Genomic DNA, 16,687 nt, shown 5'->3' with positions numbered 1-16,687 from the left:
GTCTGTCATGATGCACACAACGCCCCCTTCCCGCCCTTCCCCAATCACGCCGAGTGTCGATCTCAACCGGGATGGGATTCAGCATGGTCATTTGCGGCTGCCTTGGTCGCGGGACGATTCCGCCTGGGGTTCGTTGATGATCCCTATCTGCGTGATCCGCAACGGCGACGGTCCGACAGCGTTGCTTACAGGCGCCAACCATGGCGACGAGTATGAGGGTCCCGTTGCACTCTATGATCTTGCAGCGAACCTGAAGCCGGATCAGATCAAAGGTCGCGTTATCATCGTGCCAGCGATGAATTTTCCGGCCTTTCAAGCGGGTACACGCACCTCCCCAATTGATAAAGGCAATCTCAATCGCAGTTTTCCGGGCCGCCCTGATGGTGCCGTGACGGAGAGAATTGCCGACTACTTCACCCGCTATCTGTTGCCGGAAGCCGATATCGTTCTGGACTTTCATTCAGGAGGTCGCACGCTGGATTTTCTGCCCTATGCGGCTGCTCATGCTTTGCCGAACAAAGTGCAGGAGAAGAATTGCTTCGCCGCTGTGAAAGCTTTCTGCGCGCCCTATTCGATGCGCATGATCGAGATTGATGCCGTTGGCATGTATGACACAACTGCGGAAGAAGCAGGGAAGCTCTTTGTAACAACAGAGCTTGCCGGTGGTGGTACCATATCCGCCCTAACGGCTACTATTGCCAAACGCGGCGTTCGCAACCTTTTGCGTCATTCCGGCATTCTGGAAGGTGAGATAGAATATTCGCCGACTGTCTGGCTTGATATGCCGTCACAGGATTGTTTCGGCTTTGCAGACACAGATGGGCTTCTGGAGCCACTTGTCGATCTAGGGTCCGCAGTGCGCAAAGGCGATGTCGTTGCCCGTGTGCATAGCATCGCGCGAACGGGCGGCGCGGCGCAGGAATATCGCGCTGCACTCGACGGTGTTCTGGCTGCACGCCACTTTCCAGGCCTCGTCAAGATGGGCGATTGCCTCTCGGTCATTGCCACGATCTGCGAGGCGCCCGTCGCAAGCTAGCGAGCCAACAGAGACACTGAAGCAATAAGCCGGTGCCAACAAAACCGGTAATTTTAAAGAGGAGTGAACACGATGCGCATGAAACTTTATACGATTTCCACTTTGCTTTCTGCGGCTGCTACGCTTGCCCTCACCTTGCCGTCTCAAGCCGTCACGATTGACGACCTTAAAAGCGCTGGCTTTGTGCGTGGGGCAACTGCCAACGAGATGCCCTATGGCTATATGGATGAAAGTGGCGCGGCCAAGGGTATCGGTCCCGATGTCGCTGCGGCGATCTTTAAAAAGCTTGGCATCGAAGAAGTCGACTGGACCGTGACGCCGTTCGGCTCCCTCATTCCCGGCTTGAAAGCCAAGCGCTTTGAGTTTGTTGCCGCTGAACAGAATGTCCTGCCAGAACGCTGCAAGCAGGTGCAGTTCACCGTTGCCAATTCCAGCTATGGCGAAGGCCTCTTGGTGCCCAAGGGAAATCCGAAAAACATCCACTCATACGATGATATCAAGAAAGACCCTTCCTTGAAGGTCGCGATTGTGTCGGGCGCTGATCAAATCGACTTTCTGCATGGAATGGGGATAGACGAGTCGCAGATCGTCATGATCCAAGGCAATGCCGATGCGCCATCCACCGTGCAAACTGGTAGAGCTGATGCCTATGCTGCAACCGAACTGACGGTTGCAAAGCTCGTTGAGAACTCCCCCCAGCTGGAACAGGCTCATCCGTTCACTGACCCCGTCGTTGACGGCAAATCGGCACGAAGCTTCGGCGCTTTCAGCTTCCGCCCTGAAGACAAGGACTTCTATGCGGCTTTTAACAAAGAACTTATCGAGTTCAAGAAGACAGACGACTATAAAAAAATACTGACAACATATGGACTTAGCGAAGAAAGCGTAGAAGCTGCTCGCACGGCAGACACAGCAGCGCTCTGTAACGCAAAGTAAGCTTGTCAGCACCCGCCGGTCTAAATGGGGTCGGCGGGGCCAATCCTTTCTCTGCCCGGGAGACGACCCTATGCATTGGACGGAATATCTACCCGCCCTTTTCAAAGGTGCCCAAGTCACCATCATTCTGGCTCTCAGCTCGATGGTGATTGGCACGATACTCGCATTTGCTGCTGGCATAGCTCGCTTTGCAGGTGGACCGCTATTGTCTGCCATTGCAGTGATCTATATTGAAGTCTTCCGTGGTACATCGCTTCTCGTGCAGCTGTTCTGGCTCTACTATGCTTTGCCGCTTATCGGCATTTCCTTTGACCCGATCACGACCGGTATCATGGGGCTGGGACTGAATATAGGTGCTTATGGCGCGGAAGTCGTGCGTGGCGCACTGCAGGCCGTGCCGGAAGCCCAACATGAAGCTGCGCGCGCGTTGAATTTTGGCAAGCGGCACACGCTGTTTCATATTGTCTTGCCACAGGCAATCGTGGAAATGATGCCAGCCTTTGGCAATCTCGCTATCCACAATCTCAAGGACACTGCCCTTGCCTCTCTTATCGCTATCAGTGATTTGACATTTCAGGCCCAGAGATTGCGCAACCTGACGCTGGATAGCGTCACCATTTACTCCCTGACACTGCTTGGCTATTTCGCGATGGCCCTGGTGCTTGCAACCGCAATCCGATGGTTGGAGCGCCGTCTCCGACGCCAGACAATGGCTGGAGGTTTCGCATGATATATGGTTATGCCTGGGACACCTCGTCCACCCTATCCTTCGCCATATCAATCCTGCCAATCCTCGCGATCGGTCTGACCGTCACGCTGAAAGCCGCAGCAACCGGTTTTGCCATTGCTTTGGTACTTGGACTGGTCTTCGCGCTTTTGCGCCGTAGTCGTTTCAAGATCATATCCTGGCCCACCGTTGTTGTTGTGGAGTTTCTGCGCGATACACCACTCCTGGTCCAGCTCTTCTTCCTCTACTACGTGCTACCGGTCTATGGCATCGTCCTGCCCGCGTTTTTGACCGGTGCACTGGCACTTGGCCTGCAATATTCGGCCTACACATCGGAAGTCTATCGCGGCGGCATTGAGGCCATCCCTCGCGGACAGTGGGAAGCAGCGCGCGCGCTCAATTTAACTCCATGGCGGACCTATCGCGATATCGTCATTCCGCAAGCAGTTCCCCGCATTGTCCCAGCCATGGGCAATTATCTGGTTTCAATGCTCAAGGAAACGCCGGTTCTGTCGGTGGTCAGCATTGTCGACATGCTCAATCTTGCAAATCTGATTGGTGACCGTACGTTCGAGTATCTCGTACCATTGTCAATGGTTGGCCTGATCTTCCTCATCCTGACGCTCATCTGCTCGACAGCCATCCGTGTGCTTGAGCGCAAACTTCCAAAGAACGGGATCGCTCTCAAATGACCCAGGAAATCATTCGCTTTCAGAACGTCGTCAAACGCTTTGGAGCACTGACCGTATTGGATCAGTTCAATTTCTCGGTCACCACCGGCGAGAAAGTCACGCTCATCGGCCCTTCCGGCTCAGGTAAATCTACCGTGCTTCGGATATTGATGACCCTCGAACCCTTTCAGGAAGGCACCCTGGAATTAGATGGCATGCCCTACCATGAAGCGGGCGGCAAGGAACCGTTTCATGCCAGTGAAGCGCATCTACGCAAGATCAGATCGCATGTCGGAATGGTGTTTCAAAGCTTCAATCTCTTTCCTCACATGTCCGTGTTGCGCAACATCATCGAAGCGCCGGTTCATGTCCTTGGGCTCAAGCGGGCCGAAGCCGAAGCGCGCGCGCTGGAACTGCTATCGCTTGTTGGTCTTTCGGACAAGAAGGATCACTATCCATCACAACTATCAGGCGGCCAACAGCAGCGCGTCGCCATCGCACGATCTCTTGCAATGCGTCCTCGCGTTCTGCTCTTTGATGAACCGACATCCGCGCTCGATCCCCAGCTAGTCGGCGAAGTGCTATCGGTCATACGCAGCCTCGCACAGGAGCACGATCTCACCATGCTTCTGGTGACCCATGAGATGCGCTTTGCGCGCGAAGTCTCTGATCGCGTGTGCTTTTTCGACAAAGGACGCATCTGCGAACAGGGCACGCCCGAACAGATATTTCAAGCGCCGAAAGAACAGCGAACCAAGGAGTTTCTTCAGTCCGTCCTGTAAGGTCAGGCGATGGCGCCGACATCATAAACAGGAGGAAGTTGCGCGCAGGTCTCTCGGATTGTCTCGAGCGCCTTGCGCAATGCAGTGCGGGACAACCGCCCGCCAAGGCAAATCCGAATACCTCCTTGACCACGATCAGCGCCAGCCACAAACGGATCTGAAGGCGTTACCGCAACGCCTTTGTTGGCCAGTGCTCTCACCAGCCCATCTTCCGACCAGTGGCGCGGAATCTTGAGCCAGGCGCATAACGACAGCGGATTGCTCCCCGCGATCAAAGGCCCCAGAATATCGCTGACCTGCGCCTGTCTTGTTCTCAACTCGCCGCGTTGGATCTCGAGCAGTTCATTGACAGTGCCGTCCTCGATCCAGCGGCTTGCCATTTCGCCTAGAAGGTTAACCCCGCTCCAACTGGTCACACGCAAGATGGACGCGACACGGATGGAATATTGCGAGGGCACAACGAGATAGCCGGTACGAAGTCCCGTCATTACAGTCTTTGTGAAGCTCGTGACGAAAAAGCCGAGATCTGGAAGCAATTCCGGCATTGAGGGCAATCGTTCTTCCAGTATCGGTTTGTAAACCTCGTCTTCGATAACACACACGTCATATCTGGCTGCGATTTCAGCAATCGCCATGCGGCGTTGCGCGGACATGAGATGACTTGTTGGATTGCCAAGAGTTGGGATCAAAACAAGCGCACGCACATCTCCGGCTTTGCATGCCATTTCAAAGGCATCCGGAATGACGCCTTGTTCGTCGATTGGCAGACCGCGTAACGTAAAGCCGAGCACGTTTGCAAGCCCGATAATACCATGATCAGTCAAGCGTTCAGTCAGTACAACCTCACCCGGTTGAACAATCGTCGCTACCGCAAGAAACAAGCCATGCGCCGCTCCATTCGTAATGACAATACGGCCCGGATCTACATCAACGGAAAGTCCGCGTAGCCATTCCTGCGCAACTGCACGGTGACGATCCAGACCGGCGATTGGACGACATGGCCGCATGAAGCTGGCATTTTCGGATTGGCTCAACTGTTCGAACAAACGCTTTGAGGCCCGCTCATGCGCTTCTGTATAGACAGCCCGAATAATCGACATATCGGCAGTACCGCTTGGGTCACGGTCCAGCATGAAACGATCAGCACGCTCGGTCACACGATTGCAGACATATGTTCCGCGACCAACCTCGCCGCGTAGATAGCCGCGTCGTTCGGCCTCTTTATAGCTAATGCTGACAGTTTGAACCGAGAGACCAAGCCTGTGCGCCAACTCGCGATGGGTCGGCATTTGGGCCGACGGTTGCAGAATGCCGTTCTCTATATCGTCGACAATTTTTTCTGTCAGGAGTCGATGCTTGGTTGCGCCTTTGCGCAACTCCAATACAGGTTTCCACATGCGCGCACGGGCTCCATCATGACAAAATACCGATTGAACTGTTGTATCGGTTTTTTGTCATGATATACACATTAAATCCGGCCCGAACGAACTTCACCCACAAATTGTGAAACCGTGGAGTTATGATTGCGTGATCCATTCCGCGTCTTCTCCGGGACATGGTTTAACCTCAGAATAGCCCCGAAACTAACTCTTTGCCGTCACATTGGACCTGTGCACTGGCGTCGTCGCCCCAAAACGCCTCAAGCAAAAATTCTGGAAAGGAAAGATGATGCCAAGAATTGCATCGCTTGCATTCGTAACTCTCGTCGCCCTGACCCCTGCCGCAATAGCTCAGCAACAGGCACCGCAGCCTCCGGCCAATTCAGCACCTGCGACCCAGCAACCATCGACAGCGCCAACCATACAAACCGTATCGGTCGTTGACATCAAGGAACTCCCCGCCGAAAGTCAGAAGGAAGTCCAGGCTGTCGTTGAAAAGCGGAGTGCCGATGATCTTACCAAGCTACGCACATCCGTAAAAACATTCCCTCAGGCGCGCGAAGCGCTTCAACAAAAGGGCATGAACGAGCAGGATGTCATTGCAGCCAGTCTATCGGAAAATGGGGCTTTAACACTGATCACGAAGAAGGCGAGCTAGACGACCGCGCTCACGCATCGCATCCTTTGATAAATACCCCGTTGAAAACATAAAGTCGGGCCGGAACGGTCCGATTTTCCAGATCAAGCTTCACTAAAGCTGGCTCGAAGCGAGGCAATATCGTCATGATACTCAATATGGCCATCACGGATGATAATACCGCAATCGCCGTACTGTATGATTTGCGATAGTGAATGCGAAACCATGATCACCCGCGCATGTGAAATTTTGGCGTCAAGCGCGGCCTTGGATTTGGCTTTGAAACGTTCATCTCCCACGGCTATAATTTCATCAATCAGATAACAATCAAAGTCGATAGCAAGGCTCATACCAAAAGCCAAACGAGCTTTCATCCCGCTGGAATAGGTTTTGACGGTTGTTGCTGCAGCAGTTACACTGCAAAAATGACGGTGTTTAAAGACATTGATGGCCTATTATCGCAGACTGGTCGGCTATTGATCAGGTTTTGGCCGCAACTGCTTCTGACTGGCGCGATTGGATACATCGCGCGAGACTTATTGATGGGTGCAGCCGTTGCGACAGGTCTCAAGTTTCCTCTGGGCGGCATGGTGATACTGTCGCTGGTTGTTCTGATTAAACTCCTTGTCTTCATCACGATGTTTGCAGTTTTGCGACCCGGCCTGCCTGCACTGACAGCCTTGCGGGAAAATTCTGCTCCAGCAGCAAACGCTCAAAAGGACGATAAGCGCAGCGACCACTTACTCATAGTGACAGCCGCAGCCATTCTGCCATTCTTTGCCTATTATGCCGCCTGGGGATTTCTGGGAGACACAATTCGCGAATATTCGAGACAGGCTTTTGATCGCGCGGCCTTTGGGGAAAAAATTCAGATATTTGATCTTGTACGATCCAGCAGTTTGATTGCGGCGATCTGCCTCTGCTGGTTCATACGTTGGATTGCGAAGAAAAGCGCGGACAAGACGCAGTCACCGTGGCTTCGCCTGCTGATCGTAGCAGCTGACGCAAGCTGGATTTTCATCGGTCTTTACGCCCTCGACAAATGGAAAGACGATTTTATCGCGTGGTTAGGAGCCGGTTCGTTTCTCGAATATCTCGAAGCTCAGGCGACTTGGTTCTCAATACAGGCCTATGCGGCGGTTTCAAGTTCTGTCCCTGTTGAATTTCGCGAACCGGATTTCATAGAACAGGCAAAGAACCTCTTCTTTTATGCATTGCTGCCACTGGTCTGGTTGGTGATGACATCCATTATCTATGGTTATGATCTATCCGCAAAGCGGGCATCAGTCCCTCCTCTGCCGTCACGAGGGGCCACTTTAAGAGTTTGGTTAAAGGACTTCGCGGCTCACTATCTGGGCGGTTATCGTTCGCGATATCGACCGGTCTGGACCTGCCTGAGACTTGTGTTTGGGGCCGGACTTGGAACCTTGCTGAGTTTCATTGTGTTTTACAAAGCAATCAGTTGGGCCGGTGCATGGATCTGGTATGCCATCACCCATAGCCTCGGCCCTTATGGCATCGAAACGTGGCAACGCATCTCCGATATTCTGGTCATCTTGATCGGGAGCCCGTCAGAACTTGATGGTGGAATCTTACTTGATGCGGTACGGGTTGCGCTTCTGGCAGGCGTGCTTGAATATTCAGTCGCAGGCGGGTTGTCGGGCACTACTTCAAAATCACGCTCTGCTGTGGTTCGCCCTGCATCGCAATCTTGACTGTGAAATCCTTTGCAGCGGCGGGGACAAGAAACGTTTCGGCAATTTGCACGGTTCCCTTCTCCGCGCTTTGAATGAGATTAAGACAGTGCTGTTTTTCTGCCGCGTCCGGTTTCAACTTTTGCAAAATGCGATCCGTAAGAAAGGTCGGGCTCCAGCTTCGGTTTTGACTATCCGTCAGGGCAATAATGCAAGGCATTGCCTGCTTGAACCGATCAGGATCATCAATATTGAGTTCCAGTTCAGCCACAATCATACTGGTCTGCGGCAGCTCGCCGGGAAGCGGCGTCAGCGCCAGAAGCTTCCAGTTCGCACCTGCATAGCCCGGCATTTCGCCGCGTTCGGCTATTGTCGGTTGACGTAATTTCTTCTGCGCCCATTCTATATAGCCACCGCGTGAATGGACCAGAACCGCAAGCGGAATGAATAGCAACAGCAGTGCGAGGCTGATCCAGAAATTTCTTTTCTCGCGCCGGGCTTGTTCCACCATCATTGCACCTCCAGCGCCCAAGGTTGAATGCGACCACCGCGCTTGATCAGGATCGCGGGATGGGTGTGGCTTGCATCGAGAGGATTGATACGAATCTCGGCCTGCTGCGCGAGCGGAGTGATCAGGCTTTCTGCCACGAGAAGAGAGCCACCGTTGATTTCACGTTCCGGCAATTCGAATATGAGAAGAACGGGCCTCGGAATGCCCGGCTCCAGCCTTTCAGACCCAAGCAACCCCCACGCATTGGTGATCCGTTGGCTCATCGAATATTGCGCTCCACTCGGTCCCTGCCACAAGGCCGACATCAGATTGATACTCTCTTTGTCCGCTCTGGCCGCAGCTTCGAGCACCAGCCATTTACCCGAGCTGGTGTAATTGCGATCAGTTCCGAAACTCGATGTAACCAGCTGATCTGCTATGTAGCTATCCGCAACACCTATGGTGAATTTGGCAGTTGAGAGCGGCTTTCCCTGTTCACCCTTCACTTTAACCATCGAAACGATATCACTGTAATATGGCGTCGAATGCTGCATGGCGTACAAGGCACCAACAGTAACGACTACGGCAATGATGGTCAGCAGTATCCGTCTCATCCGCTGTCCCCGGGTGCAGCGTCGGTTACTTTCAGCTCGACGACGCCAACGGGATCGCGATCAAGCCAGTTGGATGCGCCATAGAGGTTATCGCGCTTTTTGTATATCTGGCTTCCGACTAATAGTCTTATTTCATCAGGCAACGTGACATTGGCTGGAACTTCCCAGGCAAGTGTCAGTTTTTCCGGCAGTCCTGGGTGGATCGCGCCGGCAACAAATTTGTCTCTGTCGAGATAGATCGTCGGATTAATCAACGCTGCTATCGGGGGATCAGGCATGAGCAATTTGATCGGGACAAATGCCGATTCCGCCGAGCGGTTATCCGCTTCAAAATCGATCAGAAGAAACTTTTTGGGTTCAATTGGCTGACGTCCAGTTGGGGGCGTATTGCTCAACCGCGCATCGAATACTGTGATATTCCATTGTCCGGTATCTATCGTTCCGCCTTCCGTGACGACCTGTAGCGGCTGCGGATTGGCGGCCTCATAGATGGCCGTCGCATAGGAGATTACACTCGCCAATGCGCTACCGACGCCCGCAATGATGATCGTGGCAAGACGCTGCCGGACCGTTTTTCGCTTTTCGTCCGCCATGACCCTCCCCGTCTTTGGCGTTTCAACGATTGTCCCGAGCCCGCTTATGCCCCCTATAGCATGATCCCTCCGTTTCGTCACCTTAAGCTACGTTGTCGCTTAAGGTGACATTTCATATGACCACTATGGAGCAGATAGCAGGGTCTCACCCGGCAATAAGAGGCGGATTGATCTGGGCAAAACCTGCCTGACGTTGGTAAGGAAAATGCGGATATGGTGCCGTAACTGCGCTGGCTGCATCGAGTGTTGCAATCTGCTGGGGAGACAATGACCAGCCAACTGCACCAAGATTCTGGCGCAATTGCTCTTCATTACGGGCCCCCACAATAACCGAAGCCACAGTCGGTCGCGACAATAGCCAGTTCAGCGCCACTTGCGGTACCGTTTTGCCGGTTTCTCCCGCCACGGCATCCAATGCATCGACAACATTGAAAAGATGCTCCGTTTCCACGGGCGGGCCATAGCTCGCGGTCTCGTGGAGACGACTGCCTTCAGGCAGAGCTTCGCCCCGCCTGATTTTCCCCGTTAACCGGCCCCAGCCAAGTGGGCTCCAGACCAAAGCGCCCAGTCCCTGGTCGGCTCCAAGCGGCATCAGATCCCACTCGTAATCCCGACCGATCAATGAATAATAGACCTGATTGGCAATATAGCGCGGCCAGCCATAACGATCTGCAACAGCGAGCGCCTTCATGATCTGCCAACCGGAAAAATTCGATACGCCGACATAGCGGACCTTGCCAGCCCGCACGAGCATATCAAGCGTGGACAGGACTTCCTCCACGGGCGTATGCGCATCAAAAGCGTGAAGTTGCAGAAGATCGATGTAATCCGTACCGAGTCGTTTTAGCGCCTGTTCCACGGAACGGATCAGCCGAAATCGAGAGGAACCCGCATCATTGGGACCTTCTCCAATCGGCAGGCTCATCTTGGTTGAGATAATGACACTGTCGCGCCGTCCGCGGATTGCAGCGCCCAGAACTTCTTCCGAAGCGCCGTTCGAATAGACATCCGCTGTATCAAACAGGTTGACACCTGCTTCCAAACATATGTCGATGAGGCGGCGTGCCTCATTCACATCTGTGTTTCCCCATGCGCCGAACAAGGGGCCTGTTCCACCAAACGTTCCCGCTCCAAAGCTCAAGGTTGATACTTTGAGGCCTGAACGTCCCAGATAACGATACTCCATAAGGTATTGCCTTTCAAAACGATGGGGTAATGTGGCGCCCGCAACACTTGATGAATAAACAATAGACCGCCCTCGTCCTGTGATATAGATTGTAATAATTCAAATCATTTGTGAATTAAAAGACCAATGGCTAGATCAGAGATCAACCGTTCTGGCGAGATGGAAGTCTTTGTCAGCGTAGTGGAACAAGGTGGGTTTTCAGCTGCGGCCAGAGCTTGCCGAATGACGCCTTCCGCAGTGAGCAAGCTTGTCGCCCGATTGGAAGCGCGGCTTGGCGCACGCCTGATCAATCGTTCGACGCGCGCGCTTCAGCTTACGCCTGAGGGATGTGCATTCTACGAGCGCGCAACCCGAATTCTTGTCGACATTGAAGACGCCGAACGTGTTGCAGGCGTCGGAGAAAGGCCCGTCGGGCGCATCCGTTTCAGCACCAGTCCATCCTATGCAACGCATGTTCTGGCGCCGATTTTGCCCACATTCCTGGAACTTTATCCGGACGTCACGCTTGATCTGACGCTGAGCGACACCGTTATCGATCTGCTGACCGAGAGGATTGATGTGGCAGTGCGGGCGGGACCACTGAAAAGCTCAAGTCTCGTCGCGCGCAAACTTGGTGAAACATCGCTGATCGTGGTTGGTGCACCTGCATATCTCGCCCGCTTCGGCACACCGCAAACGCTCGAAGAACTCGCTTCGCACAATCGCATTGGTCTTGGATATATACGCACAACAGATGGTTGGCCGATGGTCCAAAACGGTGAGAACATCGTCGTTCCAACGGTCGGGCGCGTTCAGGCCAGTGATGGGGAAGCGGTACGGCGCCTGGCTCTCAGTGGAACAGGACTTGCACGTTTGACCGAATTCACTGTTCGCGACGATATCGCCGCTGGAAAGCTCGTGCCTGTTCTGGAACATTTAAACCCGCATGACCGGGAGGCGTTCCATGCTGTTTACATCGGTCAAGGTGGCCCGCTGCCATCAAGGGTCCGGGTACTTCTCGATTTTCTTGCTGAAAGAGGCCGCGTAACCTGACACGATTAGCCCCCGACAACTCTTCTGTCAGGGGCAGTTTTTGAAGTCAAACCGCTTTATTCGGCGGGTTGAGCCACACAATTGACATCCGAGCTCGATGTTGTCCGCTCACCAGACAAGGCTCGCTGTCCTAATCCGACGATCAGAACGGTTGTCACGGTTGCCACAATCGACACCCAAAAACCGTTCGCAGCGCCAAAATTGTCGACTACCCAGCCTGCAATAAACGCCCCGAGCGCCATGCCGATACCAATCCCCGTCATGACCCATGTGATCCCTTCGGTCAGCATGGTTTCTGGCACCCGGCGCTCGATGAGACCAAAAGCAGTGATGAAGGTGGGTGAAATGGCAACACCGCTGACGAAGACGGCCAGAGCGAGCAAGGCAACCGACGAGCTGGCAAACAAAAGGGGTACCGCTGTAGCGGCGAGTACACTGACCGCGATCAGCAGTTGTAGCGGTAACTGAATTCTTGGCTTAAGCGCACCGAGCGTCAGCCCGACAACAAAAGACCCGATGGCGTAGACACCAATCACCAGGCTTGCCATATTGGGCTGACCGAGCTCTCTGGTGATTGCCACAGCACTGACTTCCGCGGTCGCAAAGGTTGAGCCAACGAACACAAGAGCCAGCGTTATAATCTGAACAGAACGAAGCCGGATAGCTGAACGCTGCGGACCTGTTTGATCAGAAGCACGAACCTTCGGCTCTGTCGAACGCTGCGCAAGGAACGCAATAGTGCCTAGTGCGAGAAAAACCGTGCTGATCAGCATCCCGGCCTCTGGAAACAACGCGACAGCCAGGCCAACTGAGAGTGAAGCGCCAGCGATATAGACCAGCTCATCGGCTGCGGATTCAAAGGCAAAGGCTGTGTTCAACTCTGGCCTTTCTCGAAAGATTTCCGTCCAGCGAGCCCTTACCATCGCAGGTATGCTTGGCATCGTTCCCGCCAGAAAGGCAGATGCAAATAGGGTCCAGTTTGGCCATTTCTGATTGGCGGCCAGAATGAGCGCTACAAATGCGACCACGGAAATGACAGTGACTGGCCCGACGACCGCCCGCTGTCCGAATTTGTCGACGGCTCTTGAGATCTGTGGCGAGAGAAATGCGTTGGTCAGCGCGAATGTCGCCGAAACCGCGCCTCCAAGCCAATATTCTCCATGCGTCAGAGACAACATCGCGACAATTCCAATTGGGGCCATTGCCATTGGAAGTCGTGCGAAGCCTGCTGCGCCTGAAAATCCAAGGGCACCCGGCGCTCGGAAAATCTCTCTATAAGGATTAGACATGGACGTGTTCCTTGATGATAAGGATTTACCACTTACATACGTGGCGTATGCTAATTAATTAGTTGATACACGGCGTATGTCAACTAATATACGCACCGTATGCGAAATTGGAGAATGATATGCGCAAACCCCGCAGCGAGATGATCGCGGAAACCCGGGCAAAATTACTTGCAGCCGGGCGTCAGGCATTCGGAACGGTTGGCTATGCGGACGCTTCAATGGATGACTTCACAGGCGCAGCAGGTCTGACACGTGGCGCGCTGTACCATCACTTCGGCGACAAGAAAGGGCTTCTGCAAGCTGTCATCAGCCAGATTGATGCCGAAATGACGGACAGACTTTGCGCAATTTCTTCGCAAGCTGAAACGCCCTGGCAGGGCTTCGTTGACGAGAATGTTGCCTATGTCCAAATGGCTCTTGAGCCGGAAATCCAACGCATCATGTTCAGAGACGGGCCAGCGGTGCTTGGAGACCCATCCGGCTGGCCGAATGCCAATGGCTGTATTGCAACAGTTGCCCGCAGTCTCGCCGATCTGCAAAAAGCTGGCATTATTGTCGCTGTCGACCCGGAAGCTGGCGCACGTCTCATCAATGCGGCAAGCAGCCGTGCAGCACAATGGATCGCCAATGCAGACGATCCGGAGGTCATATCGGAAAAAGCTGTCCAGACATTTCGTATTTTCCTTGAAGGGCTGCTTTTAAAAAAGGAAACAGCGGCGGCGCACTCCGAAGCCTGAGATTGGTGCTGGCTTTTCCCCGTCTTTCGTAACGCTGTCGCCCACGCGGAAAATCCTTCCCCGAAGTAGTCTATAAAAAAGATATAATACCTCCCCTCCTGCGTCGCTTGTGCGATGCTCCTCCTAAGACGGTTTGTTTGCAGCAAATCATGAAACGGAGGCGCTCATGAGCAAGACGATCCATTTCAATGCATTCGACATGAATTGCGTTGGCCATCAGTCTCCCGGTTTATGGGCGCATCCGCGCGACCGGTCCTGGAAATATAAGGATCTCGATTACTGGCAGAATCTGGCACGCACACTGGAGCGCGGCATCTTCGACGGCATATTCATCGCGGATGTGGTTGGTTATTACGATGTTTATAAGGGCAACAACTATCATGCCCTGCATCAGGCGGCACAAATCCCGGTCAATGATCCGATCCAGCTGGCTGCTCCCATCGCGCTGGCAACAGAGCATCTTGGCATCGGCATTACTGCTTCCACTTCCTTTGAGCATCCCTACACTTTCGCGCGACGCATCGCGACAGCAGACCATCACACAAAGGGACGCATTGGCTGGAATATCGTTACGTCCTATCTGGAAAGCGGAGCTAAAAATATTGGTCAGTCGGGCCTGCAAAAGCATGACAACCGGTATGATATCGCCAATGAATATCTCGAAGTGATCTACAAGCTACTTGAAGGATCATGGGAAGATGATGCCGTTGTGCGCGATCGGGACAACCGTATTTTTACCCGGCCTGAGAAAGTGCACGAAATCGCGCATAAGGGACGATATTTTGATGTTCCGGGTTATGGTCTGACCGAACCGTCACCACAACGCACGCCGGTTCTCTATCAAGCCGGTGCGTCCGGTCCAGGGAAGAAATTCGCATCTGAACATGCAGAATGCATCTTCGTCGCCTCGCAAACCAAGACGATTTTGCGCAATTACGTCCGGGACGTTCATGAACGTGCCGCAGCTGCTGGACGAAAGCCGGAAGATATTCGTATTTACAATCTATTAACTATCATCGTTGACGAAACAGATGAGAAAGCGCGTGCACGGTTTCGCGAATATCTCGACTATGTGTCTTACGATGGTTCGCTCGTTTTCATGTCCGGCTGGACCGGAGTGGACTTCTCCCGGTACCAGCCGGAAGACCTTGTCCGAAAAGTTGAAACAAACGCCATCCATTCCGCGATCGATAGCCTCTCGGAAGGCGATCCCGACAAACGATGGACAATACGGGAACTTGCCGAATGGGGCGGCATAGGGGGCATGGGGCCGGTGGTGGTTGGCTCTCCGCAGACTGTTGCCAATGAGTTGCAGGCATGGGTGGAAGAAACAGGTGTCGACGGCTTCAACCTTGCCTATGCGGTCACGCCAGAAACTTTTGAGAACATCGTCGAACTGCTCGTTCCCGAACTGCAGCGACGCGGCGTTTATCCAACCGAATATCGTACGGGAACGCTCCGCGAAAAGCTCTTTGGTAAAGGGTCTCGCCTTGGTGCATCGCACCCTGCCGCTCGCTACCGCGATATCGAGGCCATTAAACGCGCAGAAGCGCAGCACCCCGTTTTGCAACAAACAGGCTCCTGAAGCTGACACACTATCGAGGACGATAATGGGAACTCTTGCAGAAACAAATATCGATTATACGGTACATCCGCGTGTCAATTCCACGGATCCGATACCGCCGCGACCGAAGCCGTCGGAGTTGGCCCACATTGTAAAGAATGACGTTGAAGCCATTGAGATTGCAGAGCGTCTTGCTAGACGATTTCGCGAAGGTGCGGCCTTGCGCGACCGTGAAGGTTTGCTTCCATTAGCAGAACTCGACGAATATTCGCAAAGCGGTCTCTGGAGCATCAACGTCCCCAAAACCTACGGCGGACCAGAAGTCTCTTATGCTACCCTTGCCAAAGTGATTTCTATCATTGCTTCCGCCGATCCCGCTATCGCTCAGATCACCCAGAACCATCTGGCTATCGTCGCAACAGTGGAACTGGACGGAACCGAGGAACAGAAGAAGCTCTTCTTCGACTGGGCTTTGAAAGGTATCCGCTATGGCAATGCCTTCTCGGAACTGAAGAGCAAGAATGTCGCCGCCTTTGAAACCAAAGTGGCCTTTGATGGCGACGACGCGATTGTAAACGGCGAAAAATTCTACACCACTGGCGCCCTGCTCTCCCATGTCGTGCCTATTGTCGCCGTTGACGAGACAGGTCAGGGCTATCTGGTCTTTGCCGACCGCGATGCGCCGGGTTTGACCGTGACGAACAATTGGTCGAGTTTTGGACAGCGCACAACCGCTTCCGGCTCTGTAAAAATCGACAATGTTCGGGTTCCCAAAGAGCGCGCCGTCAAGGTTGTCTCTTTTGACCATCCGACAATTGGCGGACCAGTCTCCCAGATTATTCAATCGGCGATTGATCTGGGTATTGGCAAAGGCGCAATTGAAGACACGATTTCTTTTGTCAAAACCAAGAGCCGTCCCTGGATCGATAGCGGTAAAGAAAGCGCGAGCGAAGACCTCTTCACCATTGCGGCCATCGGCGATCTAGAAATCCGCCTTCATGCGGCGGAAGCTCTTCTGGATATTGCCGGTCGTGCCATCGATGCAGCCCGGCATTCTCCAACATTGGAATCTGTTTCGGAAGCGACGATCAAGACCGGCGAGTCAAAAGTGCTCACCACTGAAATCGCCATTCTCGCAACCAACAAGCTGTTCGAACTGGCCGGCACACGCTCCACGCTTGCCGAACATGGTCTTGACCGTCACTGGCGCAACGCGCGCGTCCATACACTGCACGATCCGGTTCGGTGGAAATTCTATCATGTGGGCAACTATTATCTAAATGGCGTTCATCCTCCGCGCCATGCCTGGAATTGAGGTCT

General features: G+C 53.6%; 18 protein-coding genes. 11 read left to right on the top strand and 7 right to left on the bottom strand.

The window, feature by feature from the left end; all coding sequences use genetic code 11:
• The first annotated feature begins 7 nt into the window (after positions 1 to 7).
• The 5 genes from doeB to ehuA all read left to right on the top strand — a co-directional run bounded on the left by doeB (position 8) and on the right by ehuA (position 4,152).
• The gene (gene doeB / locus FHW00_RS11920) at positions 8 to 1,036 is read left to right on the top strand and encodes a N(2)-acetyl-L-2,4-diaminobutanoate deacetylase DoeB (RefSeq protein WP_139364444.1); all 1,029 of its coding nucleotides are present in this window, start codon (positions 8 to 10) and stop codon (positions 1,034 to 1,036) included.
• Between the two features lie 72 nt (positions 1,037 to 1,108).
• Positions 1,109 to 1,972 (top strand): ectoine/hydroxyectoine ABC transporter substrate-binding protein EhuB, encoded by an 864-nt coding sequence (gene ehuB / locus FHW00_RS11915; RefSeq protein ID WP_078340948.1) that lies wholly within the window; start codon positions 1,109 to 1,111, stop codon positions 1,970 to 1,972.
• 70 nt (positions 1,973 to 2,042) lie between these two features.
• Complete coding sequence (ehuC, locus tag FHW00_RS11910) at positions 2,043 to 2,702, top strand: ectoine/hydroxyectoine ABC transporter permease subunit EhuC (RefSeq protein ID WP_078340949.1); 660 nt, start codon at positions 2,043 to 2,045, stop codon at positions 2,700 to 2,702.
• Complete coding sequence (ehuD, locus tag FHW00_RS11905; RefSeq protein WP_078340950.1) at positions 2,699 to 3,391, top strand: ectoine/hydroxyectoine ABC transporter permease subunit EhuD; 693 nt, start codon at positions 2,699 to 2,701, stop codon at positions 3,389 to 3,391. The genes ehuC and ehuD overlap by 4 nt, the downstream gene beginning before the upstream one ends.
• Complete coding sequence (ehuA, locus tag FHW00_RS11900) at positions 3,388 to 4,152, top strand: ectoine/hydroxyectoine ABC transporter ATP-binding protein EhuA (protein ID WP_078340951.1); 765 nt, start codon at positions 3,388 to 3,390, stop codon at positions 4,150 to 4,152. Before ehuD ends, ehuA begins: the two co-directional genes overlap by 4 nt.
• 2 nt (positions 4,153 to 4,154) lie before the next feature.
• Here the strand turns inward: ehuA and ehuR are convergent, their stop codons facing one another.
• Positions 4,155 to 5,549 carry a MocR-like ectoine utilization transcription factor EhuR gene (ehuR, locus tag FHW00_RS11895; protein ID WP_078340952.1) on the bottom strand — a complete coding sequence of 465 codons (1,395 nt, stop codon included), beginning with the start codon at positions 5,547 to 5,549 and terminating at the stop codon, positions 4,155 to 4,157.
• A 268-nt stretch (positions 5,550 to 5,817) separates the two neighbouring features.
• On the opposite strand from ehuR, the gene FHW00_RS11890 reads away from it, so the two are divergent.
• A complete protein-coding gene (locus FHW00_RS11890) occupies positions 5,818 to 6,189 on the top strand; it encodes a hypothetical protein (protein ID WP_445558009.1) in 372 nt (123 codons plus the stop codon).
• A gap of 83 nt (positions 6,190 to 6,272) precedes the next feature.
• On the opposite strand, the gene FHW00_RS11885 is transcribed toward FHW00_RS11890, so the two are convergent.
• Entirely contained in the window at positions 6,273 to 6,518 is a 246-nt protein-coding gene (locus FHW00_RS11885; protein ID WP_078340953.1) for a hypothetical protein, read from the bottom strand.
• Positions 6,519 to 6,593: 75 nt separating this feature from the next.
• On the opposite strand from FHW00_RS11885, the gene FHW00_RS11880 reads away from it, so the two are divergent.
• The gene (locus tag FHW00_RS11880) at positions 6,594 to 7,883 is read left to right on the top strand and encodes a hypothetical protein (RefSeq protein ID WP_078340954.1); all 1,290 of its coding nucleotides are present in this window, start codon (positions 6,594 to 6,596) and stop codon (positions 7,881 to 7,883) included.
• Here FHW00_RS11880 and FHW00_RS11875 read toward each other — a convergent pair.
• The 4 genes from FHW00_RS11875 to FHW00_RS11860 form a co-directional block, all read right to left on the bottom strand.
• Positions 7,834 to 8,376: a hypothetical protein gene (locus FHW00_RS11875; protein WP_078340955.1), complete on the bottom strand. Its 543-nt coding sequence runs from the start codon at positions 8,374 to 8,376 to the stop codon at positions 7,834 to 7,836. The two genes, FHW00_RS11880 and FHW00_RS11875, sit on opposite strands and share 50 nt — an antisense overlap.
• The gene (locus FHW00_RS11870) at positions 8,373 to 8,966 is read right to left on the bottom strand and encodes a hypothetical protein (protein WP_078340956.1); all 594 of its coding nucleotides are present in this window, start codon (positions 8,964 to 8,966) and stop codon (positions 8,373 to 8,375) included. Before FHW00_RS11870 ends, FHW00_RS11875 begins: the two co-directional genes overlap by 4 nt.
• A complete protein-coding gene (locus FHW00_RS11865; RefSeq protein WP_078340957.1) occupies positions 8,963 to 9,559 on the bottom strand; it encodes a hypothetical protein in 597 nt (198 codons plus the stop codon). Before FHW00_RS11865 ends, FHW00_RS11870 begins: the two co-directional genes overlap by 4 nt.
• 145 nt (positions 9,560 to 9,704) lie before the next feature.
• Positions 9,705 to 10,745 carry an aldo/keto reductase gene (locus tag FHW00_RS11860; protein WP_078340958.1) on the bottom strand — a complete coding sequence of 347 codons (1,041 nt, stop codon included), beginning with the start codon at positions 10,743 to 10,745 and terminating at the stop codon, positions 9,705 to 9,707.
• Between the two features lie 126 nt (positions 10,746 to 10,871).
• On the opposite strand from FHW00_RS11860, the gene FHW00_RS11855 reads away from it, so the two are divergent.
• Complete coding sequence (locus FHW00_RS11855; protein WP_078340959.1) at positions 10,872 to 11,777, top strand: LysR family transcriptional regulator; 906 nt, start codon at positions 10,872 to 10,874, stop codon at positions 11,775 to 11,777.
• A 56-nt stretch (positions 11,778 to 11,833) separates the two neighbouring features.
• Here the strand turns inward: FHW00_RS11855 and FHW00_RS11850 are convergent, their stop codons facing one another.
• On the bottom strand, positions 11,834 to 13,066 hold the full coding sequence (locus tag FHW00_RS11850; RefSeq protein WP_078340960.1) for an MFS transporter: 1,233 nt from the start codon (positions 13,064 to 13,066) through the stop codon (positions 11,834 to 11,836).
• Positions 13,067 to 13,185: 119 nt separating this feature from the next.
• Between FHW00_RS11850 and FHW00_RS11845 the strand changes: the two genes are divergently transcribed.
• The 3 genes from FHW00_RS11845 to FHW00_RS11835 all read left to right on the top strand — a co-directional run bounded on the left by FHW00_RS11845 (position 13,186) and on the right by FHW00_RS11835 (position 16,682).
• Entirely contained in the window at positions 13,186 to 13,803 is a 618-nt protein-coding gene (locus tag FHW00_RS11845; protein ID WP_078340961.1) for a TetR/AcrR family transcriptional regulator, read from the top strand.
• A gap of 166 nt (positions 13,804 to 13,969) precedes the next feature.
• Positions 13,970 to 15,388, top strand: a complete 1,419-nt coding sequence (locus FHW00_RS11840) for an LLM class flavin-dependent oxidoreductase (RefSeq protein ID WP_078340962.1) — start codon at positions 13,970 to 13,972, stop codon at positions 15,386 to 15,388.
• A 25-nt stretch (positions 15,389 to 15,413) separates the two neighbouring features.
• Positions 15,414 to 16,682 (top strand): SfnB family sulfur acquisition oxidoreductase, encoded by a 1,269-nt coding sequence (locus tag FHW00_RS11835; RefSeq protein ID WP_078340963.1) that lies wholly within the window; start codon positions 15,414 to 15,416, stop codon positions 16,680 to 16,682.
• Positions 16,683 to 16,687 lie beyond the last annotated feature (5 nt).

Origin of the sequence: Ochrobactrum sp. P6BSIII, assembly GCF_014138065.1 — a bacterium.
GTDB lineage: Bacteria > Pseudomonadota > Alphaproteobacteria > Rhizobiales > Rhizobiaceae > Brucella.
This window is presented reverse-complemented; position numbering and strand designations above follow the sequence as displayed.

Bases quoted from the DNA above. Each gene is read 5' to 3' on its own strand.
- doeB (WP_139364444.1), top strand. From the start codon at position 8: ATGATGCACACAACGCCCCCTTCCCGCCCTTCCCCAATCACGCCGAGT.
- ehuB (WP_078340948.1), top strand. From the start codon at position 1,109: ATGCGCATGAAACTTTATACGATTTCCACTTTGCTTTCTGCGGCTGCT.
- ehuC (WP_078340949.1), top strand. From the start codon at position 2,043: ATGCATTGGACGGAATATCTACCCGCCCTTTTCAAAGGTGCCCAAGTC.
- ehuD (WP_078340950.1), top strand. From the start codon at position 2,699: ATGATATATGGTTATGCCTGGGACACCTCGTCCACCCTATCCTTCGCC.
- ehuA (WP_078340951.1), top strand. From the start codon at position 3,388: ATGACCCAGGAAATCATTCGCTTTCAGAACGTCGTCAAACGCTTTGGA.
- ehuR (WP_078340952.1), bottom strand. From the start codon at position 5,549: ATGTGGAAACCTGTATTGGAGTTGCGCAAAGGCGCAACCAAGCATCGA.
- FHW00_RS11890 (WP_445558009.1), top strand. From the start codon at position 5,818: ATGATGCCAAGAATTGCATCGCTTGCATTCGTAACTCTCGTCGCCCTG.
- FHW00_RS11885 (WP_078340953.1), bottom strand. From the start codon at position 6,518: ATGAGCCTTGCTATCGACTTTGATTGTTATCTGATTGATGAAATTATA.
- FHW00_RS11880 (WP_078340954.1), top strand. From the start codon at position 6,594: ATGACGGTGTTTAAAGACATTGATGGCCTATTATCGCAGACTGGTCGG.
- FHW00_RS11875 (WP_078340955.1), bottom strand. From the start codon at position 8,376: ATGATGGTGGAACAAGCCCGGCGCGAGAAAAGAAATTTCTGGATCAGC.
- FHW00_RS11870 (WP_078340956.1), bottom strand. From the start codon at position 8,966: ATGAGACGGATACTGCTGACCATCATTGCCGTAGTCGTTACTGTTGGT.
- FHW00_RS11865 (WP_078340957.1), bottom strand. From the start codon at position 9,559: ATGGCGGACGAAAAGCGAAAAACGGTCCGGCAGCGTCTTGCCACGATC.
- FHW00_RS11860 (WP_078340958.1), bottom strand. From the start codon at position 10,745: ATGGAGTATCGTTATCTGGGACGTTCAGGCCTCAAAGTATCAACCTTG.
- FHW00_RS11855 (WP_078340959.1), top strand. From the start codon at position 10,872: ATGGCTAGATCAGAGATCAACCGTTCTGGCGAGATGGAAGTCTTTGTC.
- FHW00_RS11850 (WP_078340960.1), bottom strand. From the start codon at position 13,066: ATGTCTAATCCTTATAGAGAGATTTTCCGAGCGCCGGGTGCCCTTGGA.
- FHW00_RS11845 (WP_078340961.1), top strand. From the start codon at position 13,186: ATGCGCAAACCCCGCAGCGAGATGATCGCGGAAACCCGGGCAAAATTA.
- FHW00_RS11840 (WP_078340962.1), top strand. From the start codon at position 13,970: ATGAGCAAGACGATCCATTTCAATGCATTCGACATGAATTGCGTTGGC.
- FHW00_RS11835 (WP_078340963.1), top strand. From the start codon at position 15,414: ATGGGAACTCTTGCAGAAACAAATATCGATTATACGGTACATCCGCGT.